The 18,527-nt window shown below is 68.1% G+C and carries 18 protein-coding genes and 1 pseudogene; 10 read left to right on the top strand and 9 right to left on the bottom strand.

Annotated features, from left to right (window positions below):
- Positions 1–201, top strand: a pseudogene (locus BMG523DRAFT_RS26715) (ISAs1 family transposase); the annotation flags it as partial.
- On the opposite strand, the gene BMG523DRAFT_RS26710 reads toward BMG523DRAFT_RS26715, so the two are convergent.
- The 3 genes from BMG523DRAFT_RS26710 to BMG523DRAFT_RS27505 form a co-directional block, all read right to left on the bottom strand.
- Complete coding sequence (locus BMG523DRAFT_RS26710; protein WP_235463263.1) at positions 167–337, bottom strand: hypothetical protein; 171 nt, start codon at positions 335–337, stop codon at positions 167–169. The pseudogene BMG523DRAFT_RS26715 and the gene BMG523DRAFT_RS26710 sit on opposite strands and share 35 nt — an antisense overlap.
- A 295-nt stretch (positions 338–632) precedes the next feature.
- Positions 633–1,265 carry a GAP family protein gene (locus tag BMG523DRAFT_RS19585; protein ID WP_011437137.1) on the bottom strand — a complete coding sequence of 211 codons (633 nt, stop codon included), beginning with the start codon at positions 1,263–1,265 and terminating at the stop codon, positions 633–635.
- A 30-nt stretch (positions 1,266–1,295) separates the two neighbouring features.
- Entirely contained in the window at positions 1,296–1,379 is an 84-nt protein-coding gene (locus BMG523DRAFT_RS27505) for an SHOCT domain-containing protein (RefSeq protein WP_368671127.1), read from the bottom strand.
- 677 nt (positions 1,380–2,056) lie between these two features.
- On the opposite strand from BMG523DRAFT_RS27505, the gene BMG523DRAFT_RS19580 reads away from it, so the two are divergent.
- Both BMG523DRAFT_RS19580 and BMG523DRAFT_RS19575 read left to right on the top strand, forming a co-directional pair.
- On the top strand, positions 2,057–2,998 hold the full coding sequence (locus BMG523DRAFT_RS19580; protein WP_011437138.1) for a ParA family protein: 942 nt from the start codon (positions 2,057–2,059) through the stop codon (positions 2,996–2,998).
- Positions 2,988–3,521: a hypothetical protein gene (locus tag BMG523DRAFT_RS19575; RefSeq protein WP_043591916.1), complete on the top strand. Its 534-nt coding sequence runs from the start codon at positions 2,988–2,990 to the stop codon at positions 3,519–3,521. The genes BMG523DRAFT_RS19580 and BMG523DRAFT_RS19575 overlap by 11 nt, the downstream gene beginning before the upstream one ends.
- 60 nt (positions 3,522–3,581) lie before the next feature.
- Here BMG523DRAFT_RS19575 and BMG523DRAFT_RS19570 read toward each other — a convergent pair whose 3' ends face one another.
- Both BMG523DRAFT_RS19570 and BMG523DRAFT_RS19565 read right to left on the bottom strand, forming a co-directional pair.
- Positions 3,582–4,133, bottom strand: coding sequence for a hypothetical protein (locus BMG523DRAFT_RS19570; protein WP_011437140.1), 552 nt, complete (start codon positions 4,131–4,133; stop codon positions 3,582–3,584).
- A gap of 504 nt (positions 4,134–4,637) precedes the next feature.
- On the bottom strand, positions 4,638–5,033 hold the full coding sequence (locus BMG523DRAFT_RS19565) for a helix-turn-helix domain-containing protein (protein ID WP_011437141.1): 396 nt from the start codon (positions 5,031–5,033) through the stop codon (positions 4,638–4,640).
- A gap of 61 nt (positions 5,034–5,094) precedes the next feature.
- Between BMG523DRAFT_RS19565 and BMG523DRAFT_RS19560 the strand changes: the two genes are divergently transcribed.
- The 5 genes from BMG523DRAFT_RS19560 to BMG523DRAFT_RS19540 all read left to right on the top strand — a co-directional run bounded on the left by BMG523DRAFT_RS19560 (position 5,095) and on the right by BMG523DRAFT_RS19540 (position 11,358).
- Positions 5,095–6,591 carry an MFS transporter gene (locus BMG523DRAFT_RS19560; protein ID WP_011437142.1) on the top strand — a complete coding sequence of 499 codons (1,497 nt, stop codon included), beginning with the start codon at positions 5,095–5,097 and terminating at the stop codon, positions 6,589–6,591.
- 461 nt (positions 6,592–7,052) lie between these two features.
- Complete coding sequence (locus tag BMG523DRAFT_RS19555) at positions 7,053–7,475, top strand: rhodanese-like domain-containing protein (protein WP_011437143.1); 423 nt, start codon at positions 7,053–7,055, stop codon at positions 7,473–7,475.
- Positions 7,476–7,696: 221 nt separating this feature from the next.
- Complete coding sequence (locus BMG523DRAFT_RS19550; protein WP_011437144.1) at positions 7,697–8,665, top strand: L-tyrosine/L-tryptophan isonitrile synthase family protein; 969 nt, start codon at positions 7,697–7,699, stop codon at positions 8,663–8,665.
- Positions 8,662–9,474 (top strand): TauD/TfdA family dioxygenase, encoded by an 813-nt coding sequence (locus tag BMG523DRAFT_RS19545; protein WP_011437145.1) that lies wholly within the window; start codon positions 8,662–8,664, stop codon positions 9,472–9,474. The genes BMG523DRAFT_RS19550 and BMG523DRAFT_RS19545 overlap by 4 nt, the downstream gene beginning before the upstream one ends.
- A gap of 27 nt (positions 9,475–9,501) precedes the next feature.
- The gene (locus BMG523DRAFT_RS19540; protein WP_051623963.1) at positions 9,502–11,358 is read left to right on the top strand and encodes an NAD(P)/FAD-dependent oxidoreductase; all 1,857 of its coding nucleotides are present in this window, start codon (positions 9,502–9,504) and stop codon (positions 11,356–11,358) included.
- Between the two features lie 66 nt (positions 11,359–11,424).
- Here BMG523DRAFT_RS19540 and BMG523DRAFT_RS19535 read toward each other — a convergent pair whose 3' ends face one another.
- Positions 11,425–12,927 (bottom strand): MFS transporter, encoded by a 1,503-nt coding sequence (locus BMG523DRAFT_RS19535; RefSeq protein ID WP_043591915.1) that lies wholly within the window; start codon positions 12,925–12,927, stop codon positions 11,425–11,427.
- 277 nt (positions 12,928–13,204) lie between these two features.
- Positions 13,205–13,900 carry a TetR/AcrR family transcriptional regulator gene (locus BMG523DRAFT_RS19530; RefSeq protein ID WP_011437148.1) on the bottom strand — a complete coding sequence of 232 codons (696 nt, stop codon included), beginning with the start codon at positions 13,898–13,900 and terminating at the stop codon, positions 13,205–13,207.
- Between the two features lie 531 nt (positions 13,901–14,431).
- Between BMG523DRAFT_RS19530 and BMG523DRAFT_RS19525 the strand changes: the two genes are divergently transcribed.
- The gene (locus BMG523DRAFT_RS19525) at positions 14,432–15,442 is read left to right on the top strand and encodes an alpha/beta hydrolase (protein WP_011437149.1); all 1,011 of its coding nucleotides are present in this window, start codon (positions 14,432–14,434) and stop codon (positions 15,440–15,442) included.
- A 186-nt stretch (positions 15,443–15,628) separates the two neighbouring features.
- On the top strand, positions 15,629–16,666 hold the full coding sequence (locus BMG523DRAFT_RS19520) for a universal stress protein (RefSeq protein ID WP_051623965.1): 1,038 nt from the start codon (positions 15,629–15,631) through the stop codon (positions 16,664–16,666).
- 50 nt (positions 16,667–16,716) lie between these two features.
- Here the strand turns inward: BMG523DRAFT_RS19520 and BMG523DRAFT_RS19515 are convergent, their stop codons facing one another.
- Both BMG523DRAFT_RS19515 and BMG523DRAFT_RS19510 read right to left on the bottom strand, forming a co-directional pair.
- Positions 16,717–17,778: an LLM class F420-dependent oxidoreductase gene (locus tag BMG523DRAFT_RS19515; protein WP_011437151.1), complete on the bottom strand. Its 1,062-nt coding sequence runs from the start codon at positions 17,776–17,778 to the stop codon at positions 16,717–16,719.
- A gap of 131 nt (positions 17,779–17,909) precedes the next feature.
- The coding region (locus tag BMG523DRAFT_RS19510; RefSeq protein ID WP_043591913.1) for a class I SAM-dependent methyltransferase at positions 17,910–18,527 on the bottom strand (618 nt) is incomplete at its 5' end.

Below are 18,527 nucleotides of genomic sequence, written 5' to 3'. Positions count from 1 at the left end.
GTGACGTTCCGTGAGGATGCCTCGCGGGTTCGGACCGGCCCACTGCCCCGCATCATGACCACACTCCGTAACCTGATCATCGGGCTGATTCGCCTCGCTGGCCATAACCGCATCGCCCCGACCATCCGCAGAATCCGACACGACAACGCCCTGCTCCTGGCCATCCTCACTCTCGACAACCCCGCTGACCTGCATCAATGACTTTGCGGGTCACCCTGCTCAACCCCATGCGCGCGATGATTATGTCCGCCGCACCGCCCTGCCGCAGTGGCGACAGCGCCGCCAGCGTGATGACAAAAGGAAAGAAAATCATCAGGATCATCGCGGCGAGATTCATCGCCCTGTTAATCAGATCCGCCTCACGTAGTCTGGACGCCAGGTCTCCTACCGGGGACTGCCCCGCACGCCCCCGGGCTGTCCCGACGCGCGCACAGAGCGTCCTGATCGGCCGCCACGGCGCGCCGCTGCGGTGAGCGCCAGCGCCGCCGGACGGCCGCGACGCAGGATTGTTATTACTCGTACGCCAGCTCCGGGGCATGGCGTCCTCCCCACAGCACCGGGTTCATCGCCGGATCCGCCGAATGCCCTGTGTGCGGCGCTCGCCCTCCGGGGCGGGGACTCAGGCAGCCGCTTCAGTCGATGATGAGGGCGATGAAAATGATGCAGACGATTATGTTGATGAGCCAGCTGTGAGTGTTCATCCAGTCTCGGACGCGCGGTGCGGCGACTTCTGCCCGTCTATGGAACAGTAGTCGGGCAAGCAGCGGCAGTGCCGCCACCGTAACGGTCAGCCCGATGAACGGGAGTGCTGCCGCATAGGATGCGTTGTTCTGCTGCAGGTGTATTCCAACCGTCATCATAATCACGATGTCCGAGGGCATCAGCAGAATGACGAACAGTCCGACTTGGAACGCCTTCATCAGATCTGCCGCCATCAGCGTCGTCAGCCATTTCGGCGGCTCCACCGTTTCGCGCCGCACCCAGTTCTTCACGGCGGCGACTGCCAACAGGCCCACCAGTACGTACTGGATGATCTGGCCGGCCGAACCGTTACTCCTCGAACTTCCCAGGTCGACGGCGCTGTCCAGCAAGGCGGCGAGGCCCATCATGACGGCCACACCGGCCGCTGTCGCGGCCGCCACACCGGCCAGGAACCCCAGGGATACCCGCCCGGCTCGTGGCGTGGTAACGAAGATGATCGCCGACATGATCTGTGGTCCGATCATCATGGTGATTGCCAGCGGGAGAATCTGGAGACCGTCCATGGATGCTCCCCACCGCTTGACCATGCTGATTCACGCGAGACTCCTAGCCCTCTCGCGCTCGAACTCCTGGTCGTTGAGCAGTCCGCGGCGGTGCAGGTCTCCGAGCTTGGCCAGCTCGTCTGCAATAATGGTCGCGCGGGTCGCGGCGCGGATGTAGCCGCGGACCGCTTCCTCGCTCGCCGAGCCAACAGCCGGACCGGGTCCTCCCGGCCCCGCGCGCGTCGGGTGCGCCGATTACCACAGCCATTACCTACCGCCTGCTCGCCGCGTCAAACCCAGCATCACCCGAAACTCACCCTCTCGTCTCGGCCCGATGCCGCAGACGGTGGCCGGGGGCACTAGGTGAGCAGGGGCACTGACGGAAGACGGTCGGCTTGGGGTGTCCGGCCGGACTTGCGGGCCTTCGTCTTGGTACCGTCCCACTTCGCTTGAGTTGACCATGGTGTACCCACCAGTCGGCTAGGTCCAGCGTGGCGGCAGTCCGGAGCCGGTGCGCGGCTGGCCGCCCTACGACCTCTCCCACGACCCTCCCAACGTGCGATCAGCTGGACGATCGATGGTCATCGGCGGCCAAATGTCCACGCACGGCACTCACCCGTCCGGGGGATCCTGGAAGTGGCGTCAACGGCACGTGGTGTGCTGGCAGGAAGAAGGCCGGCGCGGGTTACGCGTACGGACGACGGCGCCAGTGCGCGACAGGGGGACCGCCGGATGACACATCATCGAAGTCCACGAAGCCAACCTGACGGCTACCTCAATATATCGCGGTCATCCACAAGAGCGGTGACACCGTGAAAGTGGTCTCCGTCATGAACTACAAGGGCGGAGTCGGAAAGACCACTCTGACGGCGAACATCGGCGCGGAGATCGCCCGCTGGGGAAAACGGGTTCTTCTGATCGATCTTGATCCGCAGGCGAGCCTCACCTTCTCCTTCTACCGGCCGGAGGACTGGCGGGCGCACCTCGCCGAGGGCCGGACCATCAAACAGTGGTTCGAAGCCTGGCGGATGGACGGGCCGGTGCCGGGACTCGAGGTACTCGTCACCGCCCCCACGGTGGCGAACTCCCGCATCGCGCATAACGGTGGCCGGCTCGACCTGATCGCGTCCCACCTTGCCCTCGGCGACGTCGAGATGGATCTCGCCGCGCGGTTGGGTGGGGCACAGATCCACCGGTCGACACGCCACTACTTCGACGTCTATCTGCGTCTCGCGGCCGGGCTTGCCACCCTGCCCGGGCGGCTCTACGATCTGGTGCTCATCGACTGCCCGCCGAACTTCGGCGTCATCACGAGGTCCGCCGTGGCGGCCAGCGACCAGCTGCTCATCCCGGCCCGCCCGGACGAGCTGTCCACCCTCGGAATCGATCACCTGCAGTCCCGGCTGCGCCGGTTCACCTGGGAATTCAACCAGGTCGCTGATCTGCAGGCCGACCTCCGGCCGGCCGTGAAGAAACTGGAACCGATGATTCTGGGCGTCGTCTTCACGATGGTCCAGTACTACGGTGGTCAGCCCGTCTCGGCGCTGCGGCCCTACATAGCACAGACCAGAAGCCTCGGGCTGCCCGTCTTCGATGCGATGCTTCGGGAGAGCAACAAGCACTTCGCCGGCGCGGCCCGCGCCCAGCTCCCCGCCATTCTCACCGAGCAGCTCAGCCGGGAACTCGCCTGGGAACTGCAGAGCCTGGTCGAGGAGTTCCTCAAACGCATCCGGACGGCGAACCATGGCTCCTGACAGTCGGCCCGCCAGCCACCCGGGTCGGGATGCGGCCCGTCTCGGGGCTGTTCTCCTGCGCCAGGTGTCCGATCTGCTCGACACCCTGGACGTCCGGCAGCTTGACGATCTCGTGGCGGGTCGGGCGCGGCTCGCGGTCGTCCCCACGCCCACAGCAGCGCCCACGCCCACAGCAGCGCCCACGCCCACAGCAGCGCCCACGGCCACGGCCACGGCCACGGCCACGGCAGCAGACCCGGGCGGTCGTGCCGCGGCGGACGGCTCCCGGCTCCCGGCGTCCGTGGACGTCGAGAAGCTGCACGCGACACTGGTCGCCGCCGCGAGCCGGGAGGAAGCCCGGGAGCACCTGGCTGCCCTGGGCCGGATTCCGGTCCCGCAGCTACGGGCCCTGGCGGGCGCCCTGGGTGTCGACGGTGTCGGCGGCAGGGATCCGAAAGCCACCGTGATCCGAAAGATCGTGGACGGGACCATCGGTTTCCGGCTCAGCTCCCGAGCGATGCTGGCCGGGGAATCCGAACTGTAGAGCCGCGTTCTCCGACCGTTCTCCGGCCGGTGGAGCCGTCGGCTGGCCCGCTCCCGCCGGTCATGCCGCACCGAGCAGGAGGCCGAATCCGGTCATCAACACGGCGACGGCGAGTACCAGCGAGGTCACGAGATTACGCATGGTGACTCGGCGGGGAGCGCCGTCGAGGTCCGGCTGCGCCTCGGGCTCGCGCGGTGGAATCCGCAGGGCGAGCACGATCGGGTGAAACGGCGAGACGCGGTTCGGCGGCCAGGCGACCGCCCGCAGATCGCGCCGTTTGAAGGGGGCGTGACTCGCGCATCCGGTGAGCCAGCCGTTGACCGGGGTCTCGCAGATGCCGTCGTCGGTCCGGTAGGCCCGGCAGAGCGTCGGCCAACGGAATCCCAACATCACGGTGATCACGAGCAGGGCCACCGGCAGCGCGATCCACGTGCCCCGCAGGGTGAGCCACAGCCCGGCGGCACCGAAGGCGAGATAGCAGGCGAGATGGACATGTTTGCGTTCCCGTCGGCTCCTCGTCCGTGAAGCGGCCCGGCGGGACCGGGTCGGTTGCCGGCGGCGGGCGGACGTCCGGCCCGATCCCGACGAAGATCTCCTGCGCGGCGCTGCCATGACCATCCTCCTGTCTGCCCAGGTGCACGGGTGGGATGCGCCGCGGCGTCACGACAGATGCGTGGCCGTCCGTGCATCTGCGCCGACGGTCACGCCCCGCCCCTCGGCTGGCGTCGCTCCGCGATGGTTCTAGCACAGCTTGATGCCTAATTTAGCGCTTATCCTTTGTTTGCCATCACTTGCCACCAAACGCCAATAATAGGCGTATGATGTGTCCGTATAGCAGTCATGTTTTCAGTCATGCTTCTTCGCGACAGATCTCGATCAAGGCTTTGGCGGATCCCGCCGGCCTGTCGATCAGTACGGTGAAGGCGCGGTCGAGATCGGGCAGCGGATACCGGGGATGATCAGACTGGCCGCGACGAGCCTCGGCCTGGTCCCCACCGGCCTCCTTGTCCGACGGGACACGCGCGGGCGTCCGGGCCGGCCCTGGACCTTCGGCCGCACTGACGCGCCGCCGTTGACACCTGGAGCCGCTCCAGGAAGCTCCTGCTCCTGGCCGGGTTACTCGTCCATGGCACGGAGCAGGCTCGCGGGCAGCGATCGATCCGGGCCGGCTCCCGTAGTCCATCGGGAGCCCCATCGGCCGAGTTCCATCAGGATCGGCGCGAGATCCCGGCCCGCCGACGTCAGTTCGTATTCCGAACGAGGTGGACGTGGCTGATAAAGCCTGCGTTGCAGGATGCCTCGATCGACGAGCCGGTCGAGGCGCCGAGTGAGGGTGTGATCGGAGATCTTCAGACGGGTTCGGAAGTCGTCGTAGCGCCGAGCGCCGCCGAACGCCTCTCGGATGATCAGCAGGGACCAGTGATCGCCGATCAGCCCGAGCGCGCGAGCGGCCGGGCAGTCGGACTCGTCGTGCTGGTCAAGCACCTGGCCAGTGTATCTGTTGACTTCCATTTCGGAAGCATCTAGGATCCCTTCCGAAATGGAAGTCGGTCTCGGGGGAGTGGAGGCGCGTATGTCGAGGTCCGCTCAGCCGAAGGAGTCTGCGGCATCACCACTGCTGCTGCCGGTCGTGTGCCTCGGCCAGTTCCTGGTCGTGTTCAGCCTGTCCAGCGTGAATGTCGCGCTGCCCAGCCTGGCAGCCGATCTTCAGATGAGCCGCGAGACCCAGCCCTACACGGTCACGGCCTACGGGATAGCCCTGGGCAGCCTGCTCCTGCTGGGTGGCAGGGCTGGCGATCTACTCGGCCGACGGCGACTGTTCCGGCTAGGCACGGGGGTCTTCGCGGTCGGCACCGTGGTGTGCACGCTCGCCAACGTGACCGGCGTGCTGCTCGCTGGGCGGGCCCTGGAGGGGCTCGGTGCGGCCATGCTCGCCCCGGCCGCGCTGGGGACGATCAACGCGATCTACCCGCAAGGGCCGAGCAGAAACAAGGCGCTCGGGGTGTTCGGTGCGGTGTCCAGCGCGGCGGCCGGGGTGGGCGTCTTGGCGGGCGGGGTCCTCACCGACGGGCCGGGATGGCGGTGGGCGTTCGCGATCAAAATTCCCTTCTGTCTACTCCTGCTCGCCGTGGTCGGAAGGATCATGCCGGAAACCCGTGACACCCGTTCTCACCACGGCTTCGACATCGCCGGCGCGCTCACCGCGACGGGGTCGATGTTCTCGCTGGTCGTGGCCATCACACAGGCGGAGCAGCGCGGTTTCACCAGCCCGGCGATCCTTGCTCTGTTCGGATCAGCCGCCGTTCTTCTGATCGCCTTCATCGTGATCGAGAGCCGCAGCGACGACCCGCTCATGCCGTTGGCCCTCTTCCGCCGGCGTGGTCTCAGCGTCGCCAACGGCGCGACCCTGCTCGTGTGGGCCAGCTTCGGGTCGGCTTTCCTCCTGGTGGCCCTGTATGTGCAGCAGGTACTCGGCTACAGCCCGATGAAGGCCGGGCTGACATTCGTGCCGATGGCAACCGCGGCCGCGCTCGCGGCCAACGTCGCCCAGGCGACAGCGAGTCGTTCCGCGCGCGGTCCCAAGCCCGCGCTGCTCGTCGGCCTTGTCCTCCTCACTGTCGGCGTGGCCCTCCTGTCCCGGGGCGACGCCGACACCAGGTACACGGCGGTGCTGCTGCCGGCGCTCGTGCTGTGCGGCGCCGGTCTCGCGACCTCCCTCACCGCGCTCAACGTGGCCGCCTTCAGCGGCTCCAACAGCGACGACTCCGGGGTTGAGGCAGGACTCCTGAGCACCTCCCAGGAGATCGGCGCGGCCCTCGGCGTCTCGATTCTCTCGACGGTGTCGGCCCGCGTCATCTCCGATCATCTCGCAGCTCATCCCGGAGATCCGACCGCGATGCTCAGCGGCACGGTCGATGCCTTTCAGGTGTCCTTCGTCGTCGCGGCGGGCATGGCTGCCGGCGCCTTCCTGCTTTCCCTGATCGCCCTCTCGACGCGGGTTGATATCCCCCCGGCCAGCGTGTCGGAAAACCCCCTCGCGGAACCAGCCTCGATAATGCCCTCAAGGTGACACGGTCGCCTTAGACGGGACTTCCGAAGATCGTCGCGCGGGTTCCGCCCGCCTTCTCATCGGATCGAACTCGGCCGCGGCCATGCGGCTGCTCCTGCCAGGCCTCCGCTCCCCTCGTCCCGCTCGCGGCCTCCTCCGCTGGGCCGTGCCGTTTCCTCCTCCCGCAGCACATCCGGCGTCAGTGGCGCTGGCCAGTGATTTCTTTCTGGCCAGCCCGTCAGTACCCGCGCTCCTCAATGAATCGCTCCTTGAGGAGCAGGTCCGCGACCCCGTTTCCCACCCCGTGGGACGGGGTTGTTGTCGTGTTCGGTGGGGTCAGGGGTGATCCCGGCCCGCCGGTAGTGCCCGCTGATATCTCCCTCCAGTCTGTCGCATAGGAGACAGCGGAGTCCTTGTTGCTAAATTGCTACGTATCGCCCAGAGTGGTGATGTCCAGTTGTTCAGGAAGAAAGGATTGGCTGATGGTAGTGCTTGACCAACGGCTGCTCGAGAGTTGTCGACGCTACGTCGACGACATGCCGCCGCGCTTCAACTACATGACTTCCCCCGAGCTGGCCAAAGCCCTGGAGTCCCATCCGGACGCATACTTCGTCCTTGACAACCGCACCCCCGAGGCGTATGCGGCGGGCCATATACCGGGTGCCGTGAACATGTGGTTCAAGGACGTGCTGTCCGACAGCAACCTCGCTCTTCTCCCTCGGGACAAGACAATCGTCATCGTATGCTGGGTGGGCCATACGGCCAGTCAGCTCGTCGCCCTGCTCGGTCTGCTGGGTTTCACCGTCGCAGGTCTTCAGTACGGCATGGGTGAAAGCCCGGTGCCCGATTCCCCCCGGGCCGGCTGGCGCGATCTGGGCCTGCCGCTGGAAAAGAAAATTGGCTAGCGAATCGCTCACCTGAGCTGACGCAACGCCTATCTGCCCTCACCGCAGGTCAAGACTTCCAAGAACCCGCTTTGAATCTTGTCTTGACCGCGAACGGCGCTACACCATGGGATCGAATCCCGGTACTCGGCGTGCCGACCGGTCACAGCCCTCTTTGTCAGGCTGGAATACCGGACCGGAGTACTTCTAAAACAGACTCTAAGAGGGAGTCTTAATCAGCCATGCCCAACGAAACCGCAACAGAGATCATCGATCTGCTGTTTCAGTTCCGGCGGCTCTCCGATCCGACGGAGGTCTGCTCGGCCCAGCCCTGCGAGCTCTGCTTCGACATCCATCGCCCAAAGATCGAGTACTGGATCAACCAGAACGAGCCGATCCACTTCGTGATCCTCGCTTTCCCGGCCAAGTCACCCAACAGGCAGAAGGTCCTCGGCTCGCTGCCGGATCTCGCCGAGCGCATCGCGCTCGACTTTCTGCGCTCGATGTGTGAGCACATCGGCCATTTCTATGAGCCCGGAGCCAGGATCACGGTCTGCTCGGACGGGCACGTGTTCGGGGATCTGATCAGTGTCTCCGACGAGGCCATCTCGTCCTACCGCAGCGACCTGGAGGCGCTGCTGGTCGACATCAGAGCACACAATATCGATCTCTACTCACTGGACGACGCGTTCGGCGCCGGTGACTTCACCGAGCTGCGTAGGAAACTGGAGGAAAACTATGCCGCAACGGTGGCGGAACTGCGCCAACAGATCGCCACGAGCCCAGCCACGAAGACGCAGTTCAACGGCATCCACCGTTTTGTGTTCGAGGATCTGCTGGTGCTGCGCCCGGAGACCAGCCGCACTCAACTCCGGCTCGCCAGCAAGGATCTCGCCTACCAGATCGTCCGCCGCAGCAACGCCTGGAGCCGACTCGTCGCCGAGCAGTTCCCGTCCGCCGTCCGCCTGTCGATCCACCCCCAGCCCTGCCATTCCGAGAAAATCGGCATCCATATGATCAGAACCAGGGACAACTGGCTCACTCCCTGGCATGGCGTCGCCATGGACGACGGCAACAGTGTCACGCTGATAAAGCGCAGCACCGCCGAAAAGCTGAACGCGTCGGTGGTCTGGCGCAATGGACGACCGAGTCACTTCGTCGCTCCGCATCTCATGCGGACGGATTCGAGGGTGAAGGAGACCGTCTCGTGAGTGCCGGGGCACTGGTCGACGCCAGCTCGGCGCCGCGGCGTTCGCTGCATCCGTTCGGACTGTTGATCGAATCATCCAGTGACACGGATCTGACCGCCGTGCCACCCGAGGAGTTGACCCGGTTCGTCGCGGATTCGAAGCTGCTGGTGCTACGAGGTTTCCAATCTCCTTCGACCACCGATCTCGTCGCCTACTGCCGGCGAATGGGCGAGATCCTGACCTGGGACTTCGGGGAGGTGCTGGACCTGACGGTGCACGAGGACCCACAGAACTACCTGTTCACCACGGGTCCGGTGCCCTTCCACTGGGACGGCGCGTTCGCCCGGCTCACGCCACGCTTCATCGTGTTCCGCTGCCTACGCGCTCCCGACCCGGATAGCGGCGGGGAGACGACTTTCTGCGACACCGCCCGCATTATTTCCGCCGCGCCTGCGCACCTGCGTGACACCTGGGCCGGCGTCCGGATCGACTACCAGACCGAAAAGATCAAGCACTACGGCGGGCACATCGTGCAGGACCTCGTGGTGCCCCATGCCGTGACGGGTGTGCCGACTCTTCGTTTTGCCGAGGCGCTCGACCCAGCCGAATATCTCAATCCGCTGTTCCTCGACATCCACGGCGTCTCACGGAATGATCGCGAGGACTTTCTCGACGATCTGTCGGCCCGGCTCTACGACCCGTCCGTCAGCTACGCGCACGCATGGCGTTCCGGCGATGTCGTGATCGCGGACAACCATGCGCTGCTACACGGTCGACGGTCTTACTCACTGGCCTCCTCGCGGCGACTCCAACGCATTCATGTGATCTGAGCAAAGATTCGAGGAAATGGAGAAGACATGCGGGATCATTACGACGTTATTATCGCCGGCGGCGGGCCGGCGGGCTCTACACTGGCCGCGCTGCTCGCCCGCACGTCGGACCTGAAAGTAGCGATCTTCGAGAAGGATGAGTTCCCGCGCGAGCACATCGGCGAGTCGTTCGCGCACCCGTTGATCCCGGTGCTGGCAGAGAGCGGAGCGCTCGCGAAGGTGCTGGCCAGCAACTGCTGGGTAAAGAAATTTGGCGGTATCTACAGCTGGGCGCGGCAGGGTCCGAGCCGGGCGTTCTTCGACCACGCGAACTGGGCGGTGGACAGGGTACACCGATGGGCACTGCACGTCAACCGTTCAGAGTTCGACCAGATCCTGCTGGAACACGCCCGGGACCTCGGAGTCGACGTCACCACCGGGATGGCCGTCACCGACTTCGCCGCGGCCGCCAACGGCTGTCAGGTGACGCTCGCCGACGGCACCGCCGTGTCCGGCGCGTACTTCGTCGATGCCTCCGGTCGCCAGCAGAGCCTGGTCACCAAAAAGCCTCGCGAATGGTTGTCCGGCTACCGGAACATCGCGATCTGGCAGCACTACCTGGGCGGCCTGCCGGCCCAGGGGCTCGACGGCGACTGGAACATCTTCCGGGAGAAGAACCTCTCGCCGATCGGTTGCTTCGCGTTTCCCGACGGCTGGTGCTGGTACATCCCCGTCCCCAGGATCGTGAACGGGGAGCGGGTGCTCACGCACTCGATCGGCATCGTGACGAGCCCGGAGGTGCTGAAGGAACCCGGGAAGGACTTCACGGACTCCGAGGTCTTTCTGCGCACCGTCCGCGGCGTGCCGCGGCTGGCCGACCTGGTGGCCGAGGTGACGCCGATCTCCGACCAGATGATGACGGTCACCAACTACTCCCGGGTCAATGAGCGCTTCGCCGACCTCGACCGGCACTGGATCCTGATCGGCGATGCCTCCTACTTCGTGGACCCCCTCTTCTCGTCCGGGGTCGCGTTCGCGGCCAACCAGGCGGCCTCGGCGGCGCTGCTGCTGCGCACCACGCTGCGCGCCGAACTCTCCCCGGGTCTGGTGAGAGATCTGTGGCAGGACTACGACCACGAGTGGCACGGAATGGCCGAGGTGTTCGCGCTCTCGATTGATCAGTGGTATCACATGATCGGCGCGGACAACCCGGGCAGCGCATACTGGCACCGGCGCAATTCGAGTCCGCATCTGGACATGCCCGATCGGTCCTTCGACGCGCTGCTCAACACGGCGTTCACCCCCGACCTGCTCCTGATCATGACGCGCGGCACCGGCCGAATGTCCGACCTGGCGATCGACGGTCCGTACCAGCAGGCTCGCGCGCACGTGATGCTGACGGAGCCGGAACCGGACGCCGTGCTGGTCGCCGCTCCCGGAGTCCGGATGCGGGCCGGCGTGGCGCTGGATGTCCCCGGCTTCAAAGCGGTGCTCCCACCGGCCGACCTCGAACTGGACACGCCCGCCGCGGTACGGGCCGCCGTCGCCGAGTACTGGACCGATCCGGTGGCGGCCGAGGCGAACGGCGGCCTCGGCGTGCCTTCTCCGACCGCCTCCCCAGTACCGTGCCACCGTTTCGAGTTCGATTCCGACGCACTCGTCGATTCCGGCTCAGGCGCGACGGGGTTTTCGGTGCGCGGGGTGGACAGTCACGACGGCGCACCGCAGCTGTGGGAGATACTCAGCCGCGGTCCGGTCGTCTACGGCGAGCTCGGCTCGCGGCTCGCCCCCGGTCAGCGGGTGCTGCTGCAGCGGCTGATAAAGGCCGGAATGGTCACCGTCAAGACCGCGGCGAGGCAGACCACGCCGGGGACTGAAGCCGCCGAGGTCACCCTCGCGGACTGACCGAAGCGGCGGCCGGCCAGCCGGGCGCGGGCCGGGCCGGTCGCTCACGCCGGCCCGGCCCGGGTCTCAGCCGGCGTGCGCGGGGACGACCTCGACGTCGGTAGTCGACTCCCGCCCGGCCCGGATGAGCACGACGATCACCACCGCCGCGAGCGCGATGAGGATGGCGCCCCACAGGAACGCCGTGGTGTAGCCCTCGATCTGCGCCTGGTCGAGAAGCGCCTTCCCACCCCGCCCGTGATCGGCCAGGTAGTTGGTGACGGCCGTCGCGTAGACGGTGTTGAGCAACGCGGTTCCCAGCGCCCCGCCGATCTGCTGGGTCGTGTTGACCAGCGCGCTGGCCACCCCCGCGTCGTGCGGGGCGACCCCGATCAGCGCGAGGTTCGACAGGGGCACGAACGAGAAGCCCATGCCGATGCTGATCAGCAGCTCGGAGGGCAGGATGTGCACGACGTAGCTCGAATCCGTCCCAACCCCGAGGAGCAGCGCCATCCCGACCGCCGCGAGCGTCGTGCCGGTGCCGGCCAGCACCCGGGGTCCGACGCGCGGCAGGAACTGGCTGGCAAGCCCCGCGGAGACGATGATCCCGCCGCTGAACGGCAGGAACGCGAAGCCGGTCTTCAGGGCGCTGTAGCCGAGCGTCTGCTGGAAGTAGTACGTCAGGAACAGGAACATCGCGAACAGGCCGGCCCCGGTCAGCAGCGAGGCCAGGAACGAGCCGCCGCGGTTGCGCTCCCACGGCACCCGCAGCGGCAGCAGCGGCGCGCTGGTGCGGGACTCGACGACGACGAAGGCCACGAGCAGCACAGCCGCACCAACCAGCAGCCCGATGGTGCGGGCGTCGCCCCAGCCATCCTCGGCGGCCACGGTGAAGCCGTAGACCAGGGCCACCAGGCCCGCGGTCACCGTCACCGCGCCGGGCAGGTCGTAGCGGGCCTCGCCCTCCGCCCGGCTCTCGCGCACCACCGGCAGCGCGAGTACCGCGGTGATGATCGCGATCGGCACGTTCACCAGCAGGCACCACCGCCAGGAGGCGTACTCGGTGAGCAGGCCGCCGACGATGAGACCGATCGCGGCGCCACCGCCGGAGATCGCTCCGTACACGCCGAACGCCTTGGCCCGCTCGTGGCTTTCGGTGAAGGCGACGGTGATCAGCGACAGCGCGGCCGGCGCGAGCAGGGCCGCGAACGCGCCCTGCAGCGCCCGCGCTGCGAACAGCAGCCCGGCGTTCGGGGCCAGGCCGCCCAGCGCCGAGGCCAGCGCGAAACCGAGGAGTCCCCAGCTGAAGGCCCGCTTGCGCCCCAGGTAGTCGGCGACGCGCCCGCCGAGCAGCAGCAGACCGCCGAAGGCCACGGTGTACGCGGTGATGATCCACTGCCGGTTCGCGGTGGAGATGTCGAGATCGGCCTGCGCGTGCGGGATCGCGATGTTCATGATCGCGGCGTCGAGGACGACCATGAGCTGCGCGACAGCGATGATCCAGAGCGCGAGCCAGCGCCGTGGATCGGGCGAGCCGTCAGCCGCGTCCACCGGACGGTCCTCCGCCTGGTGGTCGAGGGTTGTGGTCACAGGGAAGCTCCTAGCCGGTCGGACCTGAAACGGGGACGAACGAACGCCACGAGTTCGGGCGAGGCGACCCGGTGCGGTGGGGATGGTGCCGATGGGGATGGTGCCGATGGGGATGGTGCCGATGGGGATGGTGCCGATGGACGGCGCCCCCGGGACCGGGCGGTCCGTGGCGGCGTCGGTGACGCGGCAGTGGCAGGGACAGGGACAGGGACAGTGGCAGTGGCAGTGGCAGTGGCAGTGGCAGGGACATCGAACAGGAGTTCGAGCAGAGAATAGCTCAGGCGTTCGAGTTGACCCCGGACGGGGGTGTTTCGGGCCGGAGTGTCGTTCCGGGCCGGCCAGCCAGCAACGGCATGAGCACGTCGTCCACCATATGATCGACGAACGCATCGTCGAGCGGCTCGCCGGTGACGAGCAGGCGACAGAAAATCATCGCCATGACGATCTCCATAATCACGTCGAAATCGGCCGACACAGAGATCTCCCCCCGTTGCGAGGCCCGAGCGAACATGCAACGGCCGATCTTCGCTTTGTTCTGCAGGATGTTGGCCTGCACGACCGCGGCCAGCCGCGGGGACTCGCTCGCGGCCCGGAGCACGCCGATGAGCAGCGCACCGTCGGGACCGGTAATCGTGTCGATCATGAGGTGCACCTCGGCGGCCAGGTCGTCCCGCAGGCACCCGGTGTCAGCCGGAACGCGGTCGCCGGGACCATGCCGGCGCAGGGCCTCCACGACCATCTCGTCCTTGCACGACCATCGGCGGTAGATCGTCGCCTTGCTGGCTCGGGCCCGGGCCGCGACGGCGACCATGCTCATCCGCTCATACCCGACCTCGACGAGCAGTTCCAGCGCGGCGTCCAGGATCGCCCGTTCCCGGGCGTCGTCCCGGGGCCGGCCACGCCCGGCGCCACTCGGCGGGGAAATCGGTTTTCGCCCTTCCGTCTCGGACGCTTCTCCGGAGTCGACGCGCATGGCCGCGACGCCGAGGAGAAGGCGTAATGAACATTACCTGGACCAGAGAAACAGTACCGTACTGTACTGAAAATACCAGCTCCCCACACCGTGTGGTGCTGGTCACATCCACTACCCGTCACCAACACCCGTACCCGCACCCGCACCGCGTCGGCCCCGGCCCCGGCCGCAGGCTCCGGCCGCAGGCTCCGGCCGCAGGCTCCGGCCGNCCGGCCGCAGGCTCCGGCCGCAGGCTCCGGCCGCAGGCTCCGGCCGTGATCCGGGTGTCCCGAACGGACAACGCCCGGGGCCGTCCGTCTGGAATGTCAGTGAACGCCAAGATCAAGGGATTCATCATGCGATCGGACGTTCGGAACGGTCAGAGCGGCAGGGCATGATGACTGGCGGAGGCGAGAGTTCCGTCCCCGCTGACCCCTGCCCGGCCGATCCCCGTCCCGCCGATCCCCGTCCCGCGGACGGCCCTCCGGAAGGGAGATTGTCATCATCCGCTCCGCCCAGCACCGATTCCTCGCCGCTGCCGCCACCGGCGGCATGCTCGCACTCGGCCTGGGCCTGGCGGCGTGCTCCCGGCACGGCTCCACCCCTCGCCCCTCGTCGCCGACAGCGTCGGGCCCGGGTGGCCCGAACAGCACACTCGCGCAGGCCGGCACGCCCGAGGAGTCCGACGGCCTGTGGGTCCTGCGCGACGTGCCCTACGCGCCGGTCTCGCCGGCACAGCGGCTGGATCTCTACCGCCCCTCCCCGCCGGCCCCGACGGCGGGTGCCGAGGGGGCCCGGGTGGTCCCCGGGACGGTCCTGCCGGTGGTGCTCACGATCCACGGTGGCGCGTTCATGCTCGGCGACAAGCGGGACGACCTGCCGGTGGTCCGGGCACTCGTCCACGCCGGATACGCCGTCGCCAGCCTGAACTACCGGCTGTCCGGGGAGGCGAAGTTCCCGGCCGCGGTCCAGGACGTGAAGGCGTCCGTCCGCTGGCTGCGGGCCCACGCGGGCACCTATGGCCTGGACCCCTCCCGCATCGCCGCGACCGGCGCGTCGGCCGGGGCCTACCTCGCGGTGATGCTGGGCACGACGAGCGGCGTGGCGATGTTCGACGACCCGGATCTCGGCAACCCCGGGGTGTCCAGCGACGTCCAGGCCGTTGTCGACTTCTACGGCCCGGTGAACTTCGCCTCGATGGACGCCCAGCTGCGCACGAACGAGCGGTGCACCGTGGCCGACGCCCAGCACGACCGGCCCCACTCGCCGGAGTCGCGCTTCCTCGGCCGCACCGTGACAGCCGTGCCCCAGCTGGTACGGGTGGCGAGCCCCCTGAACTACCTGAGCCGCGGGCCGCTGCCGCCGTTCCTGATCGAGCACGGGGACGCGGACTGCACGGTCCCCCACCAGCAGTCGCTGGAACTCGCCCACGCGCTGCGCACCGCCGGAGCGCCGGCAGTGGACGTGACGATCGTGCCGGGCGCCGGCCACGGCGGTGCCTTCCCGACCCGGGAACGGATGGGCGTCGTTCTGGCGTTTCTGCACCGCACCATCGGCCGCTGACGGCCGGCACACCACCCGGCGCTCCATCGAGCAACCACCTCTGCGACCTCAGGCCGCGGGCCATCCGGCAGGGTCATGACCCGGCCGCAGGCCCCACCGGCTCACCCCGCGCGTCACGTCGCGGGGGTCACCTTCAGGCGGAACCATGGCGGTGGCGGGGGACACCACGGCGAAAGGGTGATGGCGATGTCGGACACCACGGCACAGCCGGACAGCGCGGCACAGCCGAACAGCGCGGCACAGCCGAACAGCGCGGCACAGCCGAACAGCGCGGGGTACGCGCGCCCCGCCGGGCCGGCGGACGCCCGCAACCCCGCCGGGCAGGCCGTCGAGGTGGCGGACGCGGAGTCCGCCGCCGGTGGGATCGTCGTCGGGGTCGACGGTTCACCCGCGTCCGTCGCCGCGATCCGGTGGGCCTGTGACGAGGCCGCCCGGCGCCTGGTCCCGGTGATCGCGGTACTGGTATGGGACGTCATGGGCGAACCGCGGCCGGTCTTCGAGACCGCGGCGAACGCCGACCGCGAGGGTCTGGCGCACGCCGCCACGCGGGTTCTGGACACCGCGCTGACCGCCGCCCGGGTCAGCGATCCGACAGTGCGGATCATCCGGCGGGTCGAGGAGGGCAGTCCCGTCCCGGAGCTGCTGCGGGCCGCGGTCGGCGCGCGGATGATCGTCGTCGGCGAGCGCGGTCACGGGGCCCTGCACCGGCTGGTGAGCGGCTCGGTGAGCCAGGGTGTGGTGCACTATGCCTCCCTGCCGGTCGTCGTGGTACGGCCGGTCGCCCCGGCCGCCGGCGTCGACGACCGGCCGGTGGTCGTCGGCGTGGACGGCTCGGCCCTCTCGCTCACGGCACTACGGTGGGCCGTCGAGGCGGCGATGCTCCGCAAGAGCGCCCTGCACGTCGTGCATGCCTGGCACCTGGACATCCCGATCTACCCGGGGAGCTACGCCGATATCGGATCGGTGCTGGCGGAGCAGGCCCAGCAGACCCTCGACCAGGCCGTCTCCACGATCGTCACCGAGCACGCCGGCGGGCTACCCATCCCCGTTATGAAGGAGACCGTCGCCGATGGCCCCGCCCATGCGCTGCTGCGGGCCTCGGCTGACGCGCAGCTGCTCGTGGTCGGCAGCCGCGGGCACGGCGGCTTCGCCGAACTGCTTCTCGGTTCGGTGAGCCACCAGTGCGTCCTGCACGCGCACTGCCCGGTGGCCGTGGTCAGGTAGCGGCGCGGCCCGTGGTCGGGGAACCGGCACGGTTCGTCCGGCGAGATCGATCAGCCGACGCCAGCCGGCGTTGGGATGCGGGGGCGCAGCGTGCTCAGCAGGCCGAGGACCCGGTCGGCCAGGTCCTGCTCTCCCCCGCCGGCCGATCCAGCTGATCCGGCGGTGTCCCACGAGCCGAGCAGGAAGGACGGAGTCAGGCGGACGTAGAGCTGGATCGCGGTAACCCCGGGCTGCACATATGCGGCGATCTGGTCGCGGCACTGCTCGGGCGTGCCGTGGATGAACAGGGCGTCAATGACCTCATCGGGTAGTGCCCGGGCGGCACCACGCTGGTCCCCGGCGGTCCAGCGCTCGTGGGACTCGGCGAGCCGTTCGCCGTTGCCGAGCCATTCGTGGAAGGCATGGTAGGGGGTCTGGTTGAGGATCCAGGTGAGGAACGGCCGGCTGTCGCGGCGGGCGACGTCCGGATCGGCGTTCGGGCTCACGAAGACCTTCACCACCAGCTCCTTGCCCGCTGGCTGCGGTCCGACGACGGCGCGGACCTTGATCAGATCTTCGGGGGACAACAGATTGGTGACGGCACCATCCCCCTCGGTGAAGCCGAGCTTGAGCATGCCGGGCCGCAGCGCTCCCAGGATGACCTTCGGCGTCTCGATCGGAGGATTCGGTATGGCGAAGCCGCGGATCGCGAACGTGTCGAAGGCGCCGGAGACCACCTCGCCGCGCAGCGCCCGGGTGAGGAAACGAAGCGTGTCCCGGGTCCGGCGGAAGGGCTCGTCGAACGGGATGCCGTTGAGGTCGGTCACGTGGGCGGGCACCGACGAACCGATGCCAAGGACAAGCCCGCCGAACGTCAGATCGGCCAGGGTCGCCGCGGTCTGGGCGAGCACCGCCGGGCCGCGGGTGTGGACGGGCACGATCGCGCTCGCCAGGCGCACCCGGGGATCCCAGGCGGCGGCGACCGCGAGCGGGGTGAACGCGTCGATGCCGCCGCCTTCGGCCGTCCACACGTCGCTGTAGCCAGCGTCAGCGAGTCCCGTGACGATGCGTCGATGGTCCCGCAGCGGGATGCCGGGCAGAGGAAGGGTGACACCGAAGCGCGGAGTGGTCACGGGAGTACCTCACGGGTGGTCGACGGTGTTCGGTCAGATGGTCGTCGCGGAGACGGAGGACGAAGGACGAAGGACGGAGACGGAGGACGAAGGACGGAGACGGAAGGGCGGGAGTTCCCGCGCCCGTAAGCTCAGGCCGGGGGGCGCCGGCCCCAGGCCGCGATGATGCTGGGCCCGAGGTCGAGGAAGTCGGGATCGGCGAGCAGGGCCAGGGCCGAGTCGAGATCGGCGCGGGTGAGCAGGCCGCTGGCGACAAGGTAGTCGGCGGACTGGCTGAACGTCGCACGCCACAGGCGCCCGATCTCGTTGGAGCCGCCAACCGGGTAGTACGTGGCGTGCAGACCGGCGTCGACCAGGCCCGCTCGGGTCAGCGGCGCCGGCAGCGTTCGCCCCCACCACAGGTCCGACCCGATCGACGACGCCATTGCCTGGCCGATCGCCTCGAAGGCGTGCCGGAATTCGTCGTGCGGTGACGAGTCAACCGGGGACAGCACGAGATCCTCAGTGACCAGCCAGCCGCCCGGGGCCAGCCAGGAGACTAGCCGCCGCAGCACCTCCTCACGTTCGGGGATGTGCATGAGGACGGTGCGGGCATGGATGAGGTCGAAGGAGCCCGGCTCGAAGTCGTGGGTGCGCACGTCCGCTTGGACGATCCGCAGGTTCGACCGGCCGGTGTCGTCGAGGAAACTCGTGCTCACGTCGACCGCGGTCACCTCCCCGCCGGGGAACCGGTCGGCCAGCCAGTAGGC

This window comes from Frankia sp. BMG5.23, from assembly GCF_000685765.2.
Classification (GTDB): Bacteria; Actinomycetota; Actinomycetes; order Frankiales; family Frankiaceae; genus Frankia; species Frankia casuarinae.
The sequence above is the reverse complement of the archived record's forward strand: the minus strand, read 5'-3'. Positions and strand labels throughout refer to the sequence as shown.

Excerpts from the sequence above, each read along its gene's own strand:
- BMG523DRAFT_RS26710 (WP_235463263.1), bottom strand. The coding sequence starts at position 337 with ATGAATCTCGCCGCGATGATCCTGATGATTTTCTTTCCTTTTGTCATC.
- BMG523DRAFT_RS19585 (WP_011437137.1), bottom strand. The coding sequence starts at position 1,265 with ATGGACGGTCTCCAGATTCTCCCGCTGGCAATCACCATGATGATCGGA.
- BMG523DRAFT_RS19575 (WP_043591916.1), top strand. The coding sequence starts at position 2,988 with ATGGCTCCTGACAGTCGGCCCGCCAGCCACCCGGGTCGGGATGCGGCC.
- BMG523DRAFT_RS19570 (WP_011437140.1), bottom strand. The coding sequence starts at position 4,133 with ATGGCAGCGCCGCGCAGGAGATCTTCGTCGGGATCGGGCCGGACGTCC.
- BMG523DRAFT_RS19565 (WP_011437141.1), bottom strand. The coding sequence starts at position 5,033 with ATGGAAGTCAACAGATACACTGGCCAGGTGCTTGACCAGCACGACGAG.
- BMG523DRAFT_RS19560 (WP_011437142.1), top strand. The coding sequence starts at position 5,095 with ATGTCGAGGTCCGCTCAGCCGAAGGAGTCTGCGGCATCACCACTGCTG.
- BMG523DRAFT_RS19555 (WP_011437143.1), top strand. The coding sequence starts at position 7,053 with ATGGTAGTGCTTGACCAACGGCTGCTCGAGAGTTGTCGACGCTACGTC.
- BMG523DRAFT_RS19550 (WP_011437144.1), top strand. The coding sequence starts at position 7,697 with ATGCCCAACGAAACCGCAACAGAGATCATCGATCTGCTGTTTCAGTTC.
- BMG523DRAFT_RS19540 (WP_051623963.1), top strand. The coding sequence starts at position 9,502 with ATGCGGGATCATTACGACGTTATTATCGCCGGCGGCGGGCCGGCGGGC.
- BMG523DRAFT_RS19530 (WP_011437148.1), bottom strand. The coding sequence starts at position 13,900 with ATGCGCGTCGACTCCGGAGAAGCGTCCGAGACGGAAGGGCGAAAACCG.
- BMG523DRAFT_RS19525 (WP_011437149.1), top strand. The coding sequence starts at position 14,432 with ATGCTCGCACTCGGCCTGGGCCTGGCGGCGTGCTCCCGGCACGGCTCC.
- BMG523DRAFT_RS19520 (WP_051623965.1), top strand. The coding sequence starts at position 15,629 with ATGTCGGACACCACGGCACAGCCGGACAGCGCGGCACAGCCGAACAGC.